This window comes from Bacillus swezeyi (assembly GCF_030908325.1).
In the GTDB taxonomy this organism is placed as follows: Bacteria; Bacillota; Bacilli; order Bacillales; family Bacillaceae; genus Bacillus; species Bacillus swezeyi.
In genome coordinates this window covers 2934057-2954539 of the sequence record NZ_CP133085.1, presented here as the reverse complement: position 1 = coordinate 2954539, position 20483 = coordinate 2934057, and the positions used below count along the sequence as shown (strand labels likewise).

Annotated in this window: 22 protein-coding genes; 21 read left to right on the top strand and 1 reads right to left on the bottom strand. The window is 45.0% G+C overall.

All coding sequences use genetic code 11. From position 1 onward, the window contains the following. Nucleotides 1-18 precede the first annotated feature (18 nt). Nucleotides 19-954, bottom strand: a complete 936-nt coding sequence (locus tag RBH91_RS14585; protein WP_307894760.1) for a Na/Pi symporter — start codon at nt 952-954, stop codon at nt 19-21. Nucleotides 955-1139: 185 nt separating this feature from the next. Here RBH91_RS14585 and rpsU point away from each other — a divergent pair, with 185 nt between their 5' ends. From rpsU to dnaG, 21 genes are all read left to right on the top strand, one after another. After that, nucleotides 1140-1313 (top strand): 30S ribosomal protein S21, encoded by a 174-nt coding sequence (gene rpsU / locus RBH91_RS14580; protein ID WP_003152957.1) that lies wholly within the window; start codon nt 1140-1142, stop codon nt 1311-1313. Between the two features lie 14 nt (nt 1314-1327). Then, complete coding sequence (locus RBH91_RS14575; RefSeq protein ID WP_076761913.1) at nt 1328-1774, top strand: GatB/YqeY domain-containing protein; 447 nt, start codon at nt 1328-1330, stop codon at nt 1772-1774. Between the two features lie 137 nt (nt 1775-1911). Further along, nucleotides 1912-3231: an NfeD family protein gene (locus RBH91_RS14570; protein WP_307892026.1), complete on the top strand. Its 1320-nt coding sequence runs from the start codon at nt 1912-1914 to the stop codon at nt 3229-3231. A gap of 26 nt (nt 3232-3257) precedes the next feature. Beyond that, nucleotides 3258-4250, top strand: coding sequence for a flotillin-like protein FloA (gene floA, locus RBH91_RS14565; RefSeq protein WP_076761911.1), 993 nt, complete (start codon nt 3258-3260; stop codon nt 4248-4250). 29 nt (nt 4251-4279) lie between these two features. Next, the gene (locus RBH91_RS14560; RefSeq protein ID WP_076761910.1) at nt 4280-4717 is read left to right on the top strand and encodes a YqfB family membrane protein; all 438 of its coding nucleotides are present in this window, start codon (nt 4280-4282) and stop codon (nt 4715-4717) included. 63 nt (nt 4718-4780) lie between these two features. Further along, nucleotides 4781-5062, top strand: a complete 282-nt coding sequence (yqfC, locus tag RBH91_RS14555; RefSeq protein ID WP_006637608.1) for a sporulation protein YqfC — start codon at nt 4781-4783, stop codon at nt 5060-5062. A 16-nt stretch (nt 5063-5078) separates the two neighbouring features. Beyond that, on the top strand, nt 5079-6275 hold the full coding sequence (yqfD, locus tag RBH91_RS14550) for a sporulation protein YqfD (protein ID WP_307892025.1): 1197 nt from the start codon (nt 5079-5081) through the stop codon (nt 6273-6275). Next, nucleotides 6272-7231, top strand: coding sequence for a PhoH family protein (locus RBH91_RS14545; protein ID WP_076761908.1), 960 nt, complete (start codon nt 6272-6274; stop codon nt 7229-7231). Before yqfD ends, RBH91_RS14545 begins: the two co-directional genes overlap by 4 nt. A 108-nt stretch (nt 7232-7339) precedes the next feature. After that, nucleotides 7340-9424, top strand: coding sequence for an HD family phosphohydrolase (locus RBH91_RS14540; RefSeq protein ID WP_307894758.1), 2085 nt, complete (start codon nt 7340-7342; stop codon nt 9422-9424). Beyond that, a complete protein-coding gene (gene ybeY, locus RBH91_RS14535) occupies nt 9421-9897 on the top strand; it encodes an rRNA maturation RNase YbeY (protein ID WP_307892024.1) in 477 nt (158 codons plus the stop codon). The genes RBH91_RS14540 and ybeY overlap by 4 nt, the downstream gene beginning before the upstream one ends. After that, nucleotides 9875-10255, top strand: coding sequence for a diacylglycerol kinase family protein (locus tag RBH91_RS14530; RefSeq protein ID WP_076761906.1), 381 nt, complete (start codon nt 9875-9877; stop codon nt 10253-10255). Before ybeY ends, RBH91_RS14530 begins: the two co-directional genes overlap by 23 nt. A 135-nt stretch (nt 10256-10390) precedes the next feature. Further along, complete coding sequence (locus RBH91_RS14525; protein WP_307892023.1) at nt 10391-10801, top strand: cytidine deaminase; 411 nt, start codon at nt 10391-10393, stop codon at nt 10799-10801. Beyond that, the gene (era, locus tag RBH91_RS14520; protein ID WP_307892022.1) at nt 10782-11687 is read left to right on the top strand and encodes a GTPase Era; all 906 of its coding nucleotides are present in this window, start codon (nt 10782-10784) and stop codon (nt 11685-11687) included. Before RBH91_RS14525 ends, era begins: the two co-directional genes overlap by 20 nt. A gap of 161 nt (nt 11688-11848) precedes the next feature. Continuing rightward, the gene (locus RBH91_RS14515; protein ID WP_148957280.1) at nt 11849-11992 is read left to right on the top strand and encodes a YqzL family protein; all 144 of its coding nucleotides are present in this window, start codon (nt 11849-11851) and stop codon (nt 11990-11992) included. 36 nt (nt 11993-12028) lie between these two features. Continuing rightward, a complete protein-coding gene (recO, locus tag RBH91_RS14510) occupies nt 12029-12799 on the top strand; it encodes a DNA repair protein RecO (RefSeq protein ID WP_076761903.1) in 771 nt (256 codons plus the stop codon). Nucleotides 12800-13154: 355 nt separating this feature from the next. After that, nucleotides 13155-14042 carry a glycine--tRNA ligase subunit alpha gene (gene glyQ, locus RBH91_RS14505; RefSeq protein ID WP_307892021.1) on the top strand — a complete coding sequence of 296 codons (888 nt, stop codon included), beginning with the start codon at nt 13155-13157 and terminating at the stop codon, nt 14040-14042. Beyond that, nucleotides 14035-16074 carry a glycine--tRNA ligase subunit beta gene (gene glyS, locus RBH91_RS14500; protein WP_307892020.1) on the top strand — a complete coding sequence of 680 codons (2040 nt, stop codon included), beginning with the start codon at nt 14035-14037 and terminating at the stop codon, nt 16072-16074. The genes glyQ and glyS overlap by 8 nt, the downstream gene beginning before the upstream one ends. 199 nt (nt 16075-16273) lie before the next feature. Next, nucleotides 16274-16912: a transcriptional regulator CcpN gene (locus RBH91_RS14495; RefSeq protein ID WP_307892019.1), complete on the top strand. Its 639-nt coding sequence runs from the start codon at nt 16274-16276 to the stop codon at nt 16910-16912. A gap of 25 nt (nt 16913-16937) precedes the next feature. Continuing rightward, nucleotides 16938-17750: a pyruvate, water dikinase regulatory protein gene (locus RBH91_RS14490; protein WP_076761900.1), complete on the top strand. Its 813-nt coding sequence runs from the start codon at nt 16938-16940 to the stop codon at nt 17748-17750. A gap of 264 nt (nt 17751-18014) precedes the next feature. Further along, the gene (locus tag RBH91_RS14485) at nt 18015-18506 is read left to right on the top strand and encodes a YaiI/YqxD family protein (protein ID WP_076761899.1); all 492 of its coding nucleotides are present in this window, start codon (nt 18015-18017) and stop codon (nt 18504-18506) included. 33 nt (nt 18507-18539) lie between these two features. Further along, complete coding sequence (gene dnaG / locus RBH91_RS14480) at nt 18540-20363, top strand: DNA primase (protein ID WP_307892018.1); 1824 nt, start codon at nt 18540-18542, stop codon at nt 20361-20363. Nucleotides 20364-20483 lie beyond the last annotated feature (120 nt).

The following is a 20483-nucleotide window of genomic DNA, read 5'->3' as shown; positions in this document are numbered from 1 at the left end:
CACAAAAAAACCAGGCGCTTAGCGGGCCTGGTTTTGATTTGGAAAGAGAAACATAATAAATGAATGAAAGATATTTGTCAGCGGCAGAAACAAAATCGAAGTCACAATGTTGAATAACAGGCTGAAATGAGCAATCTGCTGCGCCGGGCTTGCTGAAAGACCGGAAATAATCCCGGTTAAAGATGAAAGAGCGGGATAGACGGCCGCCACGCCGATGACATTAAACAGCACATGAGCATAAGCCGTTTGTTTGGCGGCGGCGCCTCCTTTGACAGCCGCCATGACAGCTGTGATGCATGTCCCGACATTGGAGCCGAGAACGACGCTCATCGCTTCGGTCAGCCCGACAACCCCCTGGTCCATAAAACTCATCAGGATGCCCACGCAGGCCGAGCTTGAATGAATGATAGCTGTCAGCACCATGCCGATGATTAAGGCATAGAGTGATGAATGTTCGACCAGATGAACGATATATGCGCCTGAATCAAGCTGCGACAATGGCACAGCAAGCCGGCTGAACCCGCTGATACAGAAAAAAATCACGCCCAAACCGATCAAGCTCACCCCAACATGCTGAAAAGGGGGTTTTCTTGTTATGACAAGAAACGCTCCTAAAGCAAAAAGGGCGAAAATCAAAAATTCGAGCTTTACCGCCAAAAACTCCGTGGTGAACGTGGAGCCGATGTTTGTCCCCAAAATGAGCGGGATTGAACGTTTAAATGAAAGGGCGCCAATGCTGACAAACCCGATGACGATCACCATAAATGCCGAGCTGCTTTGCAGAATGCCTGTAAACACAATGCTGACCAAAAAAGCTTTTAATGGATGATCCGTGAAAAAAAGCAGGCGTTTTTCAATTTTTTCAAACGTCAGGGAAATCAGGCCTTTCCTCAGCATGCTCATGCCTGCGAGAAAAAGAACGATCAATAACACAAATAAAATAAAGATCATCATCAGATTTTCCAACAGCCTCCTTTTTAGATGTATACAGACAAGCTGCCGGAATCATGACTAAACAATAAAACAATCTCGTTTGGTTGACCTTACCGAAGGCTTATATTATAATGTCAAAGTACATGTTTCAATGTATGTCTTTTTTTAAAGCAGTCGATTGGTGTATTCGGAGGGAGGGAAAGAGAATGTCAAAAACGGTCGTTAGAAAAAACGAATCGCTTGAAGATGCTCTTCGTCGCTTCAAACGCAGTGTATCAAAGACAGGTACTTTGCAAGAAGCAAGAAAGCGCGAATTTTATGAAAAACCTAGCGTAAAGCGCAAGAAAAAGTCTGAAGCCGCTAGAAAACGCAAATTCTAAAAGAGGGTGGATTTATGAGTCTTCTTGAGCGACTTAATCAGGATATGAAGCTCTATATGAAAAACCGTGAGAAGGACAAACTGACTGTCATTCGCATGGTAAAGGCTTCGCTTCAAAACGAGGCAATCAAGCTTAAGAAAGACAGGCTGACCGATGATGAAGAACTGACTGTTCTTTCTCGTGAATTAAAACAGCGTAAAGACTCCCTCCATGAATTTTCAAACGCTAATCGTTCAGATTTAGTAGATAAAGTTCAAAAAGAGTTAGACATTTTGGAAGTTTATATGCCTGAACAGCTGACAGAAGAAGAGCTGCTGGATATCGTCAATGAAACGATCGCCGAAGTCGGCGCCTCTTCAAAAGCGGACATGGGCAAAGTGATGAGCGCTGTCATTCCGAAGGTTAAAGGCAAGGCGGACGGCGGCCTCGTCAATAAGCTTGTCAGCAAACAACTGTCTTAAAGAAAAAGACATCTTTCATCATTTGAAAGGTGTCTTTTTTTATGTGCCATCATAAAGTAGTAGAAAACTGAAACCTTTGATACATTTGTAACGTATGTAATGTTAATGATAATAGAGGAAGGAGGAGTCAAAAGCCGTTGATATTGAAAAAATTTAGAATTTTAGTTGCTCTGGCCTGTGGTTTTGTTTTATTCTTATTATTAGGCGTTCATTTGACCGTGAAAGCGGACGGAGAGACTGTATATGTGATTCCGATCGAAGAAACGGTTGAAAAGGGACTTTCTCAATTTCTTGAGCGCTCTTTTCAGGAAGCAAAAGATATGAATTCCAAGCACATTATTCTGGATATCAATACCCCTGGCGGAGCGGTCGACGCAGTCCTTGACATGGCTGATACGATACATAACTCCGACATTCCGGTGACCGCTTATGTCAATAGAAGAGCACTTTCCGCAGGCGCGTATCTCGCATTGAACGCAGATGACATTTATATGGCGCCGGGCGGGAAAATGGGAGCCGCAGCAATCATTGACACACAGGGAAATGCCGCTGATAAAAAATCGGAATCTCTGTGGCTGGCGGAAATGGAGGATGCGGCCAAAAAAAACGGCCGTGATCCAAAATACGCGCTCGCGATGGCCGATGATGACGTCGATGCCAAAGAAGTGGGAGCGCCAAAGGGGGAATTGTTGACCTTAACTCCTGATAAGGCATTGAAAGTCGGCTACTCGGAAGGCACAGCCTCAAGCCTTGATGACCTTTTACAAAAGCTGAATGTAAAAGATGCCAAGATTGAGCGGGCTGAGGTGAGCTTTGCCGAAAAAGTGGCGCGGTTCATCACCCATCCGGTTGTGATTCCGATCCTCCTTTCGATCGGAAGCCTGGGTCTGGTTGTGGAGCTTTATTCACCCGGTTTTGGAATACCCGGCTTCATGGGTCTTACGGCGCTGATGCTCTTTTTCTACGGCCATCTTGTGGCAGGGCTTGCCGGAATGGAGACACTCCTTCTTTTTATCGCCGGAATCATTTTGATTTTTTTAGAGATTTTTCTGCCGGGCGGAATAGCAGGAATTACAGGCCTTATAGCCGTTGTTGCAAGCCTCTTTTTTGCTTCTGGAAGCTTTACGGTGATGGCCGTATCCATTTTGATTGCAACTGCTGTTTCGATAGCGGCATCCATTCTACTGACAAGGGTGTTGGGGAAACGAATGAAATTTTTTAAAAAATTGATATTAACCGACTCAACAAATACGGAAAGCGGATATATTTCAAACGAGAGCCGGCATGATTTAGTCGGAAAGGTCGGCGTCACATATACACCGCTCAGACCTTCAGGTACGGTCATTATCGGCGATGAAAGGCTCGATGTCGTTTCTGAAGGCTCGTTCACCGCAAAGGATAGAAAAGTCAAAGTGGTTAAAGTGGAAGGCTCACGAATTGTTGTGAGAGAAATATAAATTAAATCTTTTTTAGGAGGAATACTATGGATCCGTCAACTCTATTACTTTTAGCATTAATTGCAGCCGGGATCATTTTATTAGCTGTCTTCTTTACATTTGTTCCAGTCATGCTGTGGATCTCGGCCTTGGCCGCAGGAGTTAAAATCAGCATTTTTACGCTGATCGGAATGAGGCTTCGCCGAGTGATTCCAAACCGTGTCGTCAATCCTTTGATCAAAGCACACAAAGCGGGATTGGATGTTTCTATCAACCAGCTTGAAAGCCACTACCTTGCAGGCGGTAATGTCGACAGGGTTGTCAACGCGCTGATCGCTGCCCACCGTGCAAACATCGAACTGACTTTTGCTAGATGTGCGGCAATCGACTTGGCTGGCCGCGATGTTCTGGAAGCGGTTCAGATGAGCGTTAACCCTAAGGTCATTGAAACACCGTTTATCGCCGGTGTTGCGATGGATGGGATCGAAGTCAAAGCGAAAGCAAGAATCACCGTTCGTGCAAATATTGACCGCCTTGTCGGGGGAGCCGGAGAAGAAACGATCATCGCCCGTGTTGGCGAGGGGATTGTTTCGACAATCGGTTCGTCACACAACCATAAAAAAGTGCTTGAAAATCCGGATATGATTTCGCAGACCGTCTTGAGCAAAGGCTTGGATTCAGGGACGGCGTTTGAAATTCTATCGATCGATATCGCTGACGTGGATATCGGCAAAAACATCGGAGCCATTCTTCAGACTGACCAGGCTGAAGCGGATAAAAACATCGCACAGGCTAAAGCGGAAGAACGCCGCGCGATGGCGGTCGCCCAAGAGCAGGAAATGCGCGCCCGCGTCGAAGAAATGCGCGCCAAAGTGGTCGAAGCAGAAGCCGAAGTTCCGCTTGCCATGTCTGAAGCCCTTCGCAGCGGAAAAATCGGTGTCATGGACTACCTCAATATGAAAAACATCGATGCCGACACGGATATGCGCGATTCCTTCGGAAAGATGACGAAAGACCAAAATGAAGAGGATCATAAATAAACAAGCCCCTGTAAAAAGGAGGGAGCTCATTGCTTGATATACTGTTCGACAATCCGATCATAATGGCGGCTATCATCGGAATCATTTCCGTCATATTTAACAAGATAGGAAAAAATGATGAAAGCGAAGAAAAAAATCGCAAACCAGCATCTGAACGGCCCAAAACACAAGCGCCGAAGCAGCCGGAAAAACGCCGGCAAACAGCCGGAAAAGCTGCCCCGCAGCCAGCCGCTATGAAAAAGAGCAATGACCTGGTCACCGAGCTTGAAAGGATCAAAGCGGATGCTGAGCGGTCGATGCCGGCTGTTGAACGGTCGATAAAAAAGAAAAGCAGCCAGATGATGAAACCTAAAAAAGAGCTGCTTGACATGAATAAAAACACCGTTGTACAAGGAATTGTCCTCGGTGAGGTATTCGGCCCTCCGCGTGCGCGAAAACCGTATGACACAATGAGGCGCCGCCCTTAAAAATTAAAGTGTTAGAACCCCCTGTTCACTCATACATATGAGATGAAAGGGGGTTCTTTTTTTATGGCGCAAAGAAAAAACCGCATCAAAGCGTGGCTGACAAGAACATTGGAAATTCCCCCTGATGTCATGATGGATCTTCCGAGAATTACAATGATAGGGAGACTTCACATATATATTGAAAATCACAGAGGGCTCTTGCTTTTCAGCGATCGTGAAGTCAGACTGATGCTGAAACAGGGGCAATGCATTATTCAAGGCAAAGACTTTGTCATTAAAACGATTTTGCCTGAGGAAATTTTGCTTGAAGGCACAATCGAGCTCGTTCGCTATATCGATTCATAAGTCAGGGGGAAGAGACGTGAAGAATAAATGGCTTTCTTTTTTTTCGGGAAAGATTCAGCTTGAAGTAACGGGAATGGGAATCGAACGTTTATTAAATGAATGCACAAGGCGCGGCATCCCGATGTTCAATGTGAAAAAAAAGAAAGACGCTGTCTTTCTTTATATTCTGCTTTCTGATGTACATGCCTTTCGAAGAGTCATCAAGGATTTTGACTGCAAATGCCGTTTTGTCAAACGGAAAGGCCTCCCCTTCGCAGTGCAGAAATCAAAACGAAACAGCGGGTTCACTCTCGGAGTTGCAGCCTTTTTCATCATCATGTTCATTCTTTCCAATATGCTGTGGAAGATTGAGATTTCCGGTGCCAATCCAGATACAGAACATCAAATCAGACAGCAGCTGGATCAAATCGGTGTGAAAAAAGGGCGCTTTCAGTTTACCATGCTGACCCCCGAGAAAATACAGCAGTCGCTGACGAAGAACGTTGAAAATATCACTTGGGTAGGCATCGAATTAAACGGGACAGCCCTTCAGATGAAAGTGGTTGAGAAAAATGAGCCTGACAAAGAAAAATACATCGGTCCGAGGCATATCGTCGCCAAAAAAGGGGCGACCATCTCCAAGATGTTTGTTGAAAAAGGCGAGCCGCTCGTCATGGTGAATCAGCACGTCGAAAAAGGCCAGATGCTCGTTTCAGGGCTGATCGGAAGCGAGGATGAACAGCAAAAAGTCGGAGCCAAAGGAAAAATCTACGGTGAAACATGGTACAAATCGAAGGTGACCGTTCCGCTTGAGACATCATTTGATGTTTTTACGGGTAAAGTAAGGACAAGGCACAAGCTCTCCATCGGCTCTCTTTCCGTGCCTTTCTGGGGATTTTCTTTCAAAAAAGAAGAGTTTTCGCGTCCAAAAACGGAAGTGGAAAAACATACGTTTCATTTTATGAATTTTAAACTCCCCATCGCTTATGAAAAGGAATCGACGAGAGAAAGCGAGCAGGTCAAAAGGGTATATACAAAAGAAGAAGCGGTCCAGGAAGGGATCAAAATGGGAAAAAGAGACGTCCGGAAAAAAATCGGCGAAGATGGGGACATTATCAGTGAAAAAGTTTTGCACGAAACGAGCGAGAATGGTAAAGTTAAATTGATCATCCTTTACCAGGTTATTGAAGACATTGTTCAAACAACACCAATTGTTCAGGAGACTAAAGAATGACAGAACATTTACTTGCGATTAATCAGCAACTGGAAAGTCCGAATGAAGCTCAGGCGCTGTTTGGAAATCAGGATTTACATCTGAAGATGATGGAGGAAGAGCTGGGCATCTCGATTGTCACACGGGGTGAAACAGTATATGTGACGGGTGACGAGGATACATTTCAAATCGTGGACAGTCTGCTCGCTTCCCTCTTGAATCTGATACGCAAAGGAATTGAGATATCTGAACGGGACGTCATATACGCGATTAAAATGGCGAAAAAACGTAAGCTTGAGTTTTTTGAAAGCATGTATGAAGAGGAAATCACGAAGAATGCCAAAGGAAAGCCGATCAGGGTCAAAACGATCGGCCAAAGAGAATATATCAACGCTATGAAAAGGCATGATTTAATCTTTGGCATCGGCCCTGCAGGAACTGGAAAAACCTACTTGGCGGTCGTAAAAGCCGTTCATGAACTGAAAAACGGACGCATTAAAAGAATTATTTTGACGAGACCAGCTGTTGAAGCAGGAGAAAGTCTCGGTTTTTTGCCGGGGGATCTAAAAGAAAAAGTCGACCCTTATTTAAGGCCTTTGTATGACGCCCTCCACGATGTGCTCGGTACGGATCATACAGCGAGGCTCCTTGAAAGAGGAACCATCGAAATCGCGCCGCTTGCCTATATGAGAGGGAGGACGCTTGATGACGCTTTTGTGATTTTGGACGAAGCGCAAAATACAACACCGGCACAAATGAAAATGTTTTTAACTAGATTGGGTTTTGGCTCTAAAATGGTCATTACAGGCGACATTACGCAGATCGATCTGCCGAAGGGAGTCACATCAGGACTTGCCGTCGCAAAAAGCATGCTCCTTGATATTGAAGGGATTTCATTCGTTGAATTGGATCAGACAGATGTGGTCAGACATCCGCTTGTCGCCCGAATCATTGAAGCATACGAAAAGACAAAATAACTGGAATGACCCGATCACCCGCTATCGGGTCATTTTTTAGTTTCCCGCCGAAAAGAGGTGCTTTTTTTGAAGAAGAAAAAAAGAGACGGAAAGAATGGGCTCATCCGGATGAAAAACGTCCGGTTTCTCCCTGTCGTTCTTTATGCAGCCATATCCGCGCTGATGTTTATCCTGCTTTTTTTTCATGTCAAACCAGAATCGCTTGATCTTGATTTATTTTCAATCAGTGAAAATACAATTTATGCGCCGGCAACGGTCGAAGATCAAAAGGCGACAGCCGCTAAAAAGCAGGAAGCAAGGGAGGAGGTGCCTGATCAGTACACCCTTAAAAAAGAGTATTCCGACAACAGGGTTGATCTGGTATCTTCTATATTTGACATCATCAAAGAAGTGAAGAAAGAGAGTACAAAGGAATCTGAAAAAGAGCAGATCAAATCTGTGGAAGGCAAGCTGACTTCCGATGTGACGGACTCGCTCTCACAAGACTCGGTCAAAAACCTGTTGGGGGCAAGCGATGGAGAGCTTTCCATGACGCAGGATTCGGTCATTACGGCTGTCAATGATGTCATGAGCGAAGAAATTCCCGCCGGAAAACTTGATCAAGCAAAAGAGAATGTCACAAAAGAGCTCAAAGGCAACTCCGTCCCATCCAAATTAAAGAATGCCGCCAATGAAATCGGACGATTCGCCATTATCCCCAATTATGTTTATGACCCTGACAAAACGGAGCAGAAGCGTCAAGAAGCGGCGGACAGCATTCAGCAGATCCAGATTAAGCAGGGGCAGATTCTTGTTGAGGAAAACCAGCTGATTGACAGGGAAGTATACCGTAAGCTTGAATTGACAGGGCTTTTAAGCGGAGCCAATATATTTAAGCCGGTCGGTGGACTGCTGCTTTTGATCGGGCTTTTCATCTCAGCTTTGGTTTACTATTTTGAAAAACAGTATAACAACCGGCTTCCGAAGAACAAATCGCTGATGCTGTTTTCATTGGTAACGGCGATGGTATTAATCGTGATGGAAGTGATCAGCCTGTTTCAGGAGCTCGAATTCAGCCATATCGGATACATTGTGCCAATCGCGATGGGCGTCATGCTGATAAAGCTTTTAATTAACGAACGGCTGGCGATTCTGGCGAGCATGATGTTTTCCATCTGCGGAAGCATGATGTTTAATCAAGGGGTTACAGGCACGTTTAATTACGCGATCGGAACGTATTTCTTAATTAGTTCGATTGCGGGTATACTGTTTTTAGGAAAGCATAACGCGAGGGCAAAGATCCTTCAGGCGGGACTGTTTGTTTCGTTTGTCAACATTGTTGTTATGTTTACCCTGCAGATGATTCAAAATACGGCCCAATCCGGTCTGGAGATGGGCACATATCTCATCATGGGAGCTGTTTCAGGCATCGGGTCTTCCGTTCTTGTGCTCGGCTTTATGCCGTTTTTTGAAAGCGGGTTCGGTATTCTATCGACGATGAAGCTTCTCGAGCTCTCAAATCCGAATCATCCGCTGCTCCGCAAAATCCTGACGGAGACACCCGGCACTTACCATCACAGCGTCATGGTCGCCAATTTGTCGGAGGCGGCGTGTGAAGCGGTCGGTGCAAACGGATTGCTGGCAAGGGTCGGTGCATATTATCATGATATCGGAAAGACGAAGCGGCCCCAATATTTTATCGAAAACCAAATGAACATTGACAACCCGCATGACAAACTGTCTCCGCAGCTAAGCAAAAACATTATCATTGCTCATGCGACAGACGGGGCGGACATGCTCAGAGACCATAAAATGCCGAAAGAGCTGGTCGATATCGCCGAACAGCATCACGGCACGTCTCTGCTGAAGTTTTTCTACTATAAGGCGAAGGAAAAAGGAGATCAGACGACAGAAGAAGAGTTCCGCTATCCGGGGCCTAAGCCGCAGTCAAAAGAAGCGGCGATCATTTCGGTGGCAGACAGCGTGGAAGCAGCCGTCAGGTCGATGCACAACCCGAATCCGGAAAGGATTGAAAAGCTTGTGCGCGGCATCATTTCTGATAAACTTCAGGACGGACAGTTTGACGAATGCGATCTGACGCTAAAGGAACTCAATTTGATAGCCAAGACGCTTTGCGAAACGTTAAAAGGCATTTTTCATTCCCGGATCGAATATCCGGAGGCTAATCCAAAACAGAAGGTGAGACATTCATGAGTTTAATACTTGATATCGCAGATGAGACAGGGCGCCTTTCAGATGAACAGCTTGCTGAAATGGAAAAGCTCCTTCAATTTGCTGCAAAAGAAGAAAATGTCGCCGATCAGGCGGAAGTATCCGTTACGATCGTGACGAATGAGGAAATACAGAAAATCAATAAAGAATACCGGGGAAAAGATTATCCGACCGATGTCATCTCATTTGCTCTTGAGGAAGACGGCGAAGGAGAAGTTGAGATCATCGGCGCTGATATGCCGACCGTTCTCGGCGATATTATCATCAGTGCGGATAAAGCGAAAGAACAGGCTGAAGAGTACGGACATTCATTGATGAGAGAATTGGGGTTCCTGACGGTTCACGGCTTCTTGCATCTGCTCGGATATGATCATATGACAGAGAAAGAAGAGAAAGAAATGTTCACTAAGCAAAAGGAACTTTTAAATCGATATGGGCTCTCAAGATCCTCATAAACAAACAGAATGGCGCCGGCTCAAAAAAAGCTTTTCACACGCCTTTACTGGAATTTTCAAGACGTTCATTTCCGAGCGCAACTTTCAAATTCACACCGGAGCCGCAATCATTGTGATCAGTTGCGGCTTCATCTTTAGGCTGACTGTTTTGGAATGGGCCGTCATTTTTATCCTCATCGGCGGAATGTTCGCATTGGAGTTGATGAACACTGCCGTTGAACACGCTGTCGACCTCATCACAAAAGAGAGCCATCCGCTGGCAAAAGCCGCAAAAGATGCAGCAGCAGGTGCGGTTTGCGTGTTTGCCGCTGTTTCGTGTATCATTGGGTTACTCATCTTTTTGTCAAAATTATTTTGACCAATACTTCCCGCCCCTGGCAAAAGATTCTTACAAAAATTTTACATTTGCGATTTGGGCGTGAAATAACAGCCATTTTTATGTAAAATAAAAGTGTTAGCGGTATCATAGCCGCTATAGGAAGGGATACAGATATTGAATAAACAAGAATTGATTGCAGAAGCGTTAAAAGCAAGGGAATTCGCATATGTTCCGTATTCAAAATTCAAAGTCGGAGCTGCTCTCCTGACAGAGGAAGGTAAAGTGTACAGGGGCTGCAACATTGAGAATGCTTCATACAGCCTGTGCAATTGCGCCGAGCGGACAGCATTATTCAAGGCTTGCTCTGAAGGCGAAAAAGCCTTTAAAATGCTCGCCGTTGCCGCTGATACGCCAGGCCCCGTGTCACCGTGCGGAGCGTGCAGACAGGTGATTTCTGAACTTTGTTCACAAAACATGCCTGTTGTTTTAACGAACCTGAATGGGCAAGTGAAAGAAATGACCGTTCAAGAATTACTGCCAGGAGCATTTTCATCGGAGGATTTACATGACACAGGAAAGCTTTAAATCAGGATTTGTGTCCATTATCGGACGACCAAACGTAGGAAAATCTACTTTTTTGAATCGCGTGATCGGCCAAAAAATCGCCATTATGAGCGATAAACCGCAAACGACAAGAAACAAAGTGCAGGGCGTATTGACAACCGGCACATCCCAAACGATTTTTATCGATACGCCGGGCATTCATAAACCAAAGCACAAACTTGGCGACTTCATGATGAAAGTCGCGCAGAACACGTTAAAAGAAGTCGACTTGATTTTGTTCATGATCAATGCGGCGGAAGGCTACGGAAAAGGCGACGAGTTTATTATCGACCGCTTGAAAGGATTGAACACCCCGGTTTTCTTAATCGTCAATAAAATCGATCAGATTCATCCTGATCAACTGCTTCTGCTCATTGATGAATACAGAACCAGGTACCCGTTTAAAGAAATCATCCCGATTTCCGCTCTTGAGGGAAACAATATTGACACTCTTCTAAAGCAAATAGAAGAATATTTGCCGGAAGGTCCGCAGTTTTACCCGAGTGACCAGGTAACCGATCATCCAGAGCGTTTTATCATTTCTGAGCTGATTCGGGAAAAAGTGCTGCATCTGACAAGGGAAGAGATCCCTCACAGCATTGCGGTCAGCATCGATTCCATCAAAGAACGGGAAAACGGTTCTGTTCATGTCAGTGCGACCATTGTCGTTGAACGCGATTCGCAAAAAGGCATTGTCATCGGTAAAAGGGGCAGCCTGCTCAAAGAAATCGGCAAACGGGCAAGGGCCGATATCGAAGCTTTGCTCGGCTCATCAGTTTATTTAGAACTATGGGTCAAAGTGCAAAAAGACTGGCGCAACAAGATGTCTCAGCTTCGTGATTTTGGATTTAGAGAAGACGAGTATTAACCGGCAGAACTTGACCGTGGTTGAGTCGTTACAAAATCTCTCGAAATCAAAGCGATATTAGAAAAAATTGTTTAACATGAAATGGAGGACACAAGGTCAAGATAATCTTAAGAATTTGGATGTTTAAAAAGCTAGTTATAAACAGAAAGGTGGGGCTTTTTATGTTGAATTTTACTTGGAATGTATTTTCACAAACAGGAAACGTTGATACGTACCTCCTTTTTAAAGAATTGGAAAAGGAGAACCTGGAAAGACCCGAAGCACTTGAGAAAGAGCTAGCGCAAGTTGACTTTCCAATTTTGTGATAACGCTTGACCCCTCCAATTTTGGATGGTGCACATATGCTAACGAAATGTGAAGGTATCGTCCTTCGTACAAATGACTACGGTGAATCAAATAAAATCATCACATTATTGACCAGGGAACATGGAAAAATCGGCGTGCTGGCAAGGGGCGCAAAAAAACCGAACAGCCGCTTGTCGGCCATTTCCCAGCCGTTTCTCTACGGTTCGTTTTTATTCCGGAAATCATCAGGCCTTGGAACTTTGGAGCAGGGAGAGATGATCGATAGCATGCGGACGATCCGGGAAGATCTGTTTTTAACAGCGCACGCGGCATATATCGCAGAATTAATCGATAAAGGAACTGAGGAAAAGAAACCGAATCCGTTTTTATTCGAACTGCTTCTTCAGTCGATGAGGAGGCTGAACGACGGTACAGATCCCGACATCATCACCAATCTCATCGAAGTCAAAATGCTCAGCGTCATCGGCCTGTACCCGGAATTGAACGAATGTGTACACTGCAAAAGCAAAGATGGCACATTTCATTTTTCAATCAGGGACAACGGCTTTATCTGCCACCGCTGTTTTGCGAAAGATCCGTACAGAGTACCAATGTCTCCTGCTTCCGCAAGGCTCTTGAGGCTGTTTTTTTATTTTGATCTGTCAAGGCTTGGGAATGTATCGGTCAAACAGGAGACAAAGGAAGAGCTGAAAAAGGTCATCCAGCTTTATTATGATGAGTACTCCGGGATTTTTCTAAAGTCGCGGCGCTTCATCGAGCAAATGGACAATATGAAAAAAATGCTCGGTAAAGAAAACAAAAGTTGACATCCTCTTCATCTTTTTATAAGATCATGTCATAAAGATCGCGGGCTTGCCCGCTTTTTAGATTCAATAAAGACGTTGCGGTGACGGAAAGAAGTAGTTGCGCCGCCTCATTGAAGCGACCTCGGAATGGTGAAAGCCGGGGATGAGAGCGTAATGAAAGGCATTCCATGAGCAGCTTTAAAAAAAGAGGCTGAGAGATGTAGGATCTCAGCAATTAGGGTGGAACCGCGGGAGAACTCTCGTCCCTATGTTTGTGAGAAAACAAGCATAGGGACGGGAGTTTTTTTTCTGCCCAAACACAGCCCTATGCGGAAATGTAAAATCTGAAAAAACACGTTTTGTGGAGGTGCTTCATTTGAATATTCAAGATATGATTCTTACACTGCAAAAGCATTGGTCTCATGAAGGCTGTGTACTTTTGCAGTCTTACGATGTGGAAAAGGGAGCTGGAACGATGAGCCCCTATACATTTTTACGGAGCCTCGGGCCAGAGCCGTGGAAGGTCGCTTATGTTGAGCCGTCAAGGCGTCCTGCTGACGGCAGATACGGAGAGAACCCAAACAGGCTTTATCAGCACCATCAGTTCCAGGTCATCATCAAACCGTCTCCGGATAACATTCAAGAGCTGTATTTAGATTCATTAAAAGCGCTCGGAATCGACCCTTTGGAGCACGATATCCGCTTTGTTGAAGACAACTGGGAAAACCCTTCGCTCGGCTGTGCCGGACTTGGCTGGGAAGTATGGCTTGACGGCATGGAAATCACTCAGTTCACTTATTTTCAGCAGGTCGGCGGGCTTGAATGCAAACCGGTTTCCGTTGAAATCACATATGGCATTGAGCGCCTGGCCTCATATATTCAGGACAAAGAAAACGTCTTCGATCTGGAATGGACCAGCGGCTATACGATCAGAGACCTGTTTATGATGGCTGAATATGAGCATTCTGTTTATACGTTTGAGACGTCTGATGTAGAGATGCTGTTCGAATTGTTTGCCACATACGAGAAAGAAGCCAACCGTCAAATGGATCAGGGACTCGTTCACCCAGCCTATGATTATGTCCTGAAGTGTTCCCACACGTTCAACTTGCTTGATGCCAAAGGAGCCATTTCTGTTACGGAAAGGACAGGATACATCGGAAGGGTCAGAAATCTGGCCAGAAAAGTAGCCAAAACGTACTACAATGAACGCGAAAAGTTGGGCTTTCCAATGCTGAAGGAGGAAGAGGCTTCTCATGAGTAATAAAGATTTGCTTTTAGAAATCGGATTAGAAGAAATGCCGGCGCGTTTCATGCTCGACAGCATGACTCAATTGGGAGATAAGCTTGAAGGCTGGCTGAAAGACAAAAATATCGCCTACGGTGAAGTCAGACTTTTTAACTCACCGAGAAGGCTGGCCGTCCTTGTTAAAAACGCAGCAGAAAAACAGGACGATGTGAAAGAAGAAGCGAAAGGACCTGCCAAAAAAATCGCCCTTGATGAAAACGGCGAATGGACGAAAGCAGCGATCGGCTTCTCACGGGGACAAGGAGCAAATCCGGAAGATTTATATTTTAAAGATGTTAAAGGAACAGAGTATGTGTTTGTACAGAAATTCCAGAAAGGCCAGGATACGGTGACATTGCTTCCCGAGCTTCGCGATTTGGTGGCAAGCCTCCACTTCCCGAAAAATATGCGCTGGGGCAGTGAAGATCTTAAATATATCAGGCCGATTAAATGGATTGCTGCCCTTTTCGGCAGCGAAGTTATTCCTTTTTCTGTCGCCGATGTCGAAACCGGCCGGGTGACACAGGGGCATCGCTTCCTCGGAAAAGCGGCTGAGTTAAGCGCCCCTTCAGAGTACGAAGCAAAACTGGAAAGCGAGTTTGTCATAGCTGATCCAGAAAAACGGAAACAGCTGATTACAAAACAGCTGGACGAATTGGCCGCAGAAAAGTCATGGAGTATTCCGAGAGATGAAGGTTTATTGGAGGAAGTCAACAATCTTGTTGAATATCCAACCGTTCTGTTTGGAGCATTTGAAGAGGCGTTTCTTTCAATCCCTGAAGAAGTTCTCGTGACGACGATGAAAGAGCATCAGCGCTACTTCCCTGTCAAAGATGAAAGCGGCAGTCTGCTCCCTTACTTTGTGACGGTGCGCAATGGAAATGACCACGCTCTGCAAAACGTTGCGAGAGGAAACGAAAAGGTATTGAGAGCAAGGCTTTCAGATGCCGCCTTCTTCTATAAAGAAGATCAAAAACTGGATATTGATGAAAATGTGAAAAAACTTGAAAAGATCGTCTTCCACGAGGAGCTCGGTTCACTTGGGGACAAAGTAAGGCGGTCAGCTGCCATTGCCGAACGCATCGCGCGAGAAATCAGCGCAGATGAAGAAACGGCCGGGCTGATTAAGCGCGCTTCACACATTTCCAAATTCGATCTTGTCACCCAAATGGTTTACGAGTTTCCTGAGCTGCAAGGCATCATGGGCGAAAAGTATGCGCGGATGCGCGGTGAAAAAGAAGAAGTGGCACTCGCGGTCAACGAGCATTATATGCCGAGACAAGCCGGCGGGGAGACACCTTCTTCAGTTGTCGGCGCTGTTGTCGCTTTAGCTGATAAACTCGACACCGTTGCTTCATTTTTCAGCATCGGGGTGATTCCGACAGGATCTCAAGACCCGTACGGATTAAGGCGGCAGGCGAGCGGAATCGTTCAAATCCTGCTCGACCGAAATTGGGGCATTTCGTTTGAAAAACTGGCTTCTTTTGCAGAACAGGGAGAACACAGCGAGCTGCTTGATTTCTTTAAACAGCGCCTCAAATATGTGCTGACAGCAGAAAACATCCGCTATGACGTTGTGGACGCCGTGCTTGAAAGCACCGGTCTTGAGCCATACTCAGCGCTTAAAAAAGCGGCTGTGCTGAAGGCAGCGGCAGGCGGGCCGGAATTTAAAGAAACGGCCGAAGCGCTCGCAAGGGTGATTTCCATCAGCAAGAAAAGCGGGACGGGCGCCATTGATGAGTCCCTGTTTGAAAACCCTCAAGAAAAAGAGCTCTTTAAAGCTTATGGAGAAAGCAAACAGCAAATCACCGCTCTTTATGAAGCAAAAGATTATGAAGGCGCCTTCCGTGAGCTTTCTAAACTGAAAGAGCCGATCGAAGCTTATTTCGATCATACGATGGTACATGCCGAAGATGAAAGATTAAAAGAAAACCGCCTGGCGCAAATGGCAAGTTTGGCGGAGCTGATCCGATCTTTTGCAAACATAAATGCCATCATTGTAAAATAAACGGCAGAAGACGGTTGCTGGCAGGCTGGCAATCGTCTTTTTGTAAAACAGGAGCTCTCTTTCACAAGCTTGTCAAAATGTGCCTGTCTTTTTCATAGAATTCAAATATAATGGCTGTTATTTTAGCCTTCATATGCGTTATAATATGTTATCGACTTTTATACATATTGCACGAATTGTAAGCTTTGGCTTAAAGGTGGTGAGTACGATCGAACTAAATAAACGTCAGGAGCATATTTTGCAGATTGTCAAAGAAAACGGACCGATTACCGGAGAGCATATAGCCGAGAAACTGAATCTGACAAGAGCAACCCTTCGCCCGGACTTGGCGATTTTGACGATGTCAGGCTTTTTGGAAGCGAGGCCGAGGGTCGGATATTTTTACACAGGAAAGACAGGCACACAGCTCTTGGCCGACAAGCTTAAAAAGCTGCAGGTGAAAGACTTTCAGTCAATCCCGGTGGTGATTCATGAAAATGTTTCCGTCTATGATGCGATCTGCACGATGTTCTTAGAGGACGTAGGAACGCTTTTTGTCGTTGATGATAATGCCATCTTAGTCGGTGTACTTTCACGAAAAGACTTGCTCAGAGCAAGCATCGGCAAACAGGAGCTCCCTTCTATACCCGTCCATATTATTATGACGAGAATGCCGAACATTACTTTATGCAGGCGTGATGATTTTATTTTGGACATTGCCAAAATGCTGATTGAAAAACAAATTGATGCACTGCCCGTTGTAAAGGATACAGAAAAAGGCTTTGAAGTGGTGGGAAGAATCACCAAAACAAACATGACGAAAATCCTTGTCGGCTTATCCGAAAATGAAATCATGTAGTGTGAACAACAAATGGGGGGATATCATGAGCAATCGGACGATTTATGTTGTATCCGACTCTGTCGGCGAGACCGCCGAGCTGGTTGTCAAGGCGGCCATCAGTCAATTTAACGGTTCATCTGAACAGACCAATATCAGGCGTATTCCTTACGTGGAAGACCGCGGAACAATCAGAGAAGTGATTTCTCTGGCTGAAGCGGACGGCGGCATCATCTGCTTTACGCTCGTTGTGCCGGAGATTCGCGAGTTTTTAATTGCCGAAGCTGAGAAAGCAAACGTCGTGTATTACGATATTATCGGTCCATTGATCGAAAAAATGGAGTCGGTGTACGGTTTCAGCGCAAAATATGAGCCGGGCCGCGTTCGCCAGCTTGATGAGGATTATTTTAAAAAGGTAGAGGCGATTGAATTTGCCGTAAAATATGACGACGGCAGAGATCCGCGGGGGATATTGAAAGCGGATATCGTGCTGATCGGAGTGTCAAGAACGTCCAAAACCCCTTTATCACAATATTTGGCGCATAAACGCTTAAAGGTGGCAAACGTGCCGATCGTTCCGGAAGTGGATCCTCCTGAAGAGCTCTTTACCGTTGATCCGGCCAAATGCATCGGATTGAAAATCAGCCCTGATAAGCTGAATCATATCCGCAAGGAGCGCCTGAAATCGCTTGGACTCAATGATAAAGCGATTTATGCGAACATTAACCGCATCAAAGAAGAGCTTGAATACTTCGAAAAAATTGTGGGCCGGATCGGCTGCGATGTCGTAGATGTATCAAATAAAGCGGTGGAGGAAACAGCCAACATTATTCATAACATGATGACAAAAAGGGTCTAAAGAATAAAACTCAGGACACCACATCCTGGGTTTTTGCTTTGACGGTTTTGGGAAAAGTGAAAATGATAGCATCTTTGACCCATTTGTATTATAATAAAAAATTGTGATAAAATAATTAACTTTTAGGTTTAAGCTTAGTACAGAACGAATAAACTATTATGGGTATCGTGTCAAGAATTTCAAGAAAAAAACTTTCGACAAATTCTTATAGAGCGATTATTTTGAAATCTGTGTGATTTTGCCTGTATTTATAGCAGGAGATTGATGGAGGGATGGAGAATTAGTCTTCTTGAAAAAGAAAGGACGATTTTTGTCGATGCAGACGCATGCCCTGTGAAAGATGAAGTGCTGAAAGTAGCGGCGGACTTCCGAGTGAATGTAATTTTTGTGGCCTCATTCGAACATTTTCAAGTCACAAGGAAAGAAGAAGAGAATTGGAAATATGTCGACCCGCATAAAGAAGCTGCGGATCTGTATATAGCCAATCATGTTCGCCCCGGCGATTTAGTCGTCACACAAGATATCGGGCTGGCATCACTCTTGCTTGGCAAAAAGGTCTTTGTGATGTCGGAGAGAGGATTTCTTTTCGAAGAGAATTCCATCGACCTTGCTCTTTTCCGCCGTCACATCTCACAAAAACTGAGAAGAAGCGGACATTACACAAAAGGCCCAAAAAAACTGGTCAAAGAAGACCGGGAGCGATTTGTCAAAGAGCTGCAAAAAATCTTGTCGAAAAATGAAGGATTTACGTGCTAAAGCAGCGAATTATGTACGACGGAGTGTTGGAACATGGGCAATCGTATACCAGATGAAATTGTGGAACAAGTTCAGAAATCAGCTGATATCGTTGAAGTTATTGGAGAGTACGTCCAGTTAAGAAAACAGGGGCGTAATTATTTTGGACTTTGTCCATTTCATGGTGAAAATACACCATCTTTTTCCGTTTCTGGAGAAAAACAGATTTTTCATTGCTTCGGGTGCGGAGCCGGAGGAAATGTCTTTTCATTTTTAAGACAAATGGAAGGTTATTCATTCACTGAAGCAGTGTCTCACTTGGCGGACAAATACCACATAGATCTGCCGGATCAGGTAACTGCTGTTTCAGCAAACAGTGCGGGCAGCTCAGATGAACAGAAAATGGCGGAGGCTCATGAGCTGTTAAAGAAATTTTACCACCATTTGCTGGTCAATACAAAGGAAGGACAGGAAGCGCTGGATTATTTGCTCGAGAGAGGCTTTAAGATGGAGCAAATCGAGCAGTTTGAAATCGGATGCGCTCTTGATTCATGGGATTTCATAACAAAATTTTTGGAACGGAGAGGTTTTGATGCCGAACTGATGGAAAGAGCAGGGCTCATCATCAGGCGCGAAAACGGGGATGGATATTTTGACCGTTTTCGAAACCGGATTATGTTTCCGATTCATGACCACCACGGCAAAACAGTCGCATTTTCCGGGCGGACTTTCACAGGTGAGCATCCGAAATATATGAACAGTCCGGAAACACCTCTTTTTCGCAAAAGCAGGCTGCTCTATCATTTCCATCAGGCCCGCCTTCATATTCGAAAAGAAGAAAGGGCTGTCCTTTTTGAAGGATTTGCAGATGTCATTTCCGCCGTCCGTTCCGGCGTAAAAGAATCGATTGCGACGATGGGAACATCGCTGACTGAAGAGCATGCAAAAATCATCAGGCGAAATGTCGGTGAAGTCATCCTTTGCTACGATTCGGATCAGGCAGGTTACGAAGCTACGCTTAAAGCAGCTGACGTTCTTCAGAAAAAAGGCTGCACTATCAAGGTTGCCATGATACCTGACGGATTGGATCCCGATGACTACATCAAAAAATTCGGCAGCGAAAAGTTTAAGCAGGATGTCATAGGGGCCAGTGTAACCTTGATGACGTTTAAAATGCATTATTTTCGCAAGGGCAGAAATCTGTCAGATGAAGGAGACCGTCTAGCCTACATCAATGATGTACTCAAGGAAGTCAGCCTTCTCAGCGGGCCTTTGGAGCAGGAAATATACATCAAACAGCTTGCAAATGAATTTTCAATCTCATTCGATTCCCTGAAGGATCAGCTTTCTGTTTTTGAAAAGCAGGCTGCCGGCCGCAGCAAGGAAAGCAGCCGCCAGGAATCAAAAGAAAGACGCGCGGCCGTCTCGCGTTCCCCGCGAAAAAGAACAGGGCTTCGGCCGGCCCATGAGAATGCGGAACGAATGCTGATCGCTCACATGATTCATGACCGGGATGTCATCCGAAAGGTTTTGGATCGGGTGGGCTTTGAATTCAATCTTGATCAGCATCGCGCTGTAGTCGCTTATTTGTATGCCATGTATGAAGAGGGAGCTGAAATTTCCATCCAGCAGCTCTTCAAAAGAATCGAGGATCAGGAGTTAAGCCAGCTTCTGACGGATATTTTAATGCTTCAGGTCAATGAGGAATTGGGCGAAGCAGAATTATCTGATTATGTAAAAAAAGTGTTGAATCATCGAAATTGGTCAATGATAAAAGAAAAAGAAGCTGCAAGAGCCGAAGCTGAAAGGCAAAAAGACTTCATCAGGGCGGCAACCTTGGCTCAGGAAATTATAAAGTTGAACCGTTCGCTAAAATAAACCGTTATATATAATAGGAAAAGCTTTTGGCAATGAATCCTTAAGGAGGAGCAAAAGCTGCGAATCCTAATCACATATTGTCAATTTATGATTTGCTTTACGTTAAGCTCTAGATTAGAA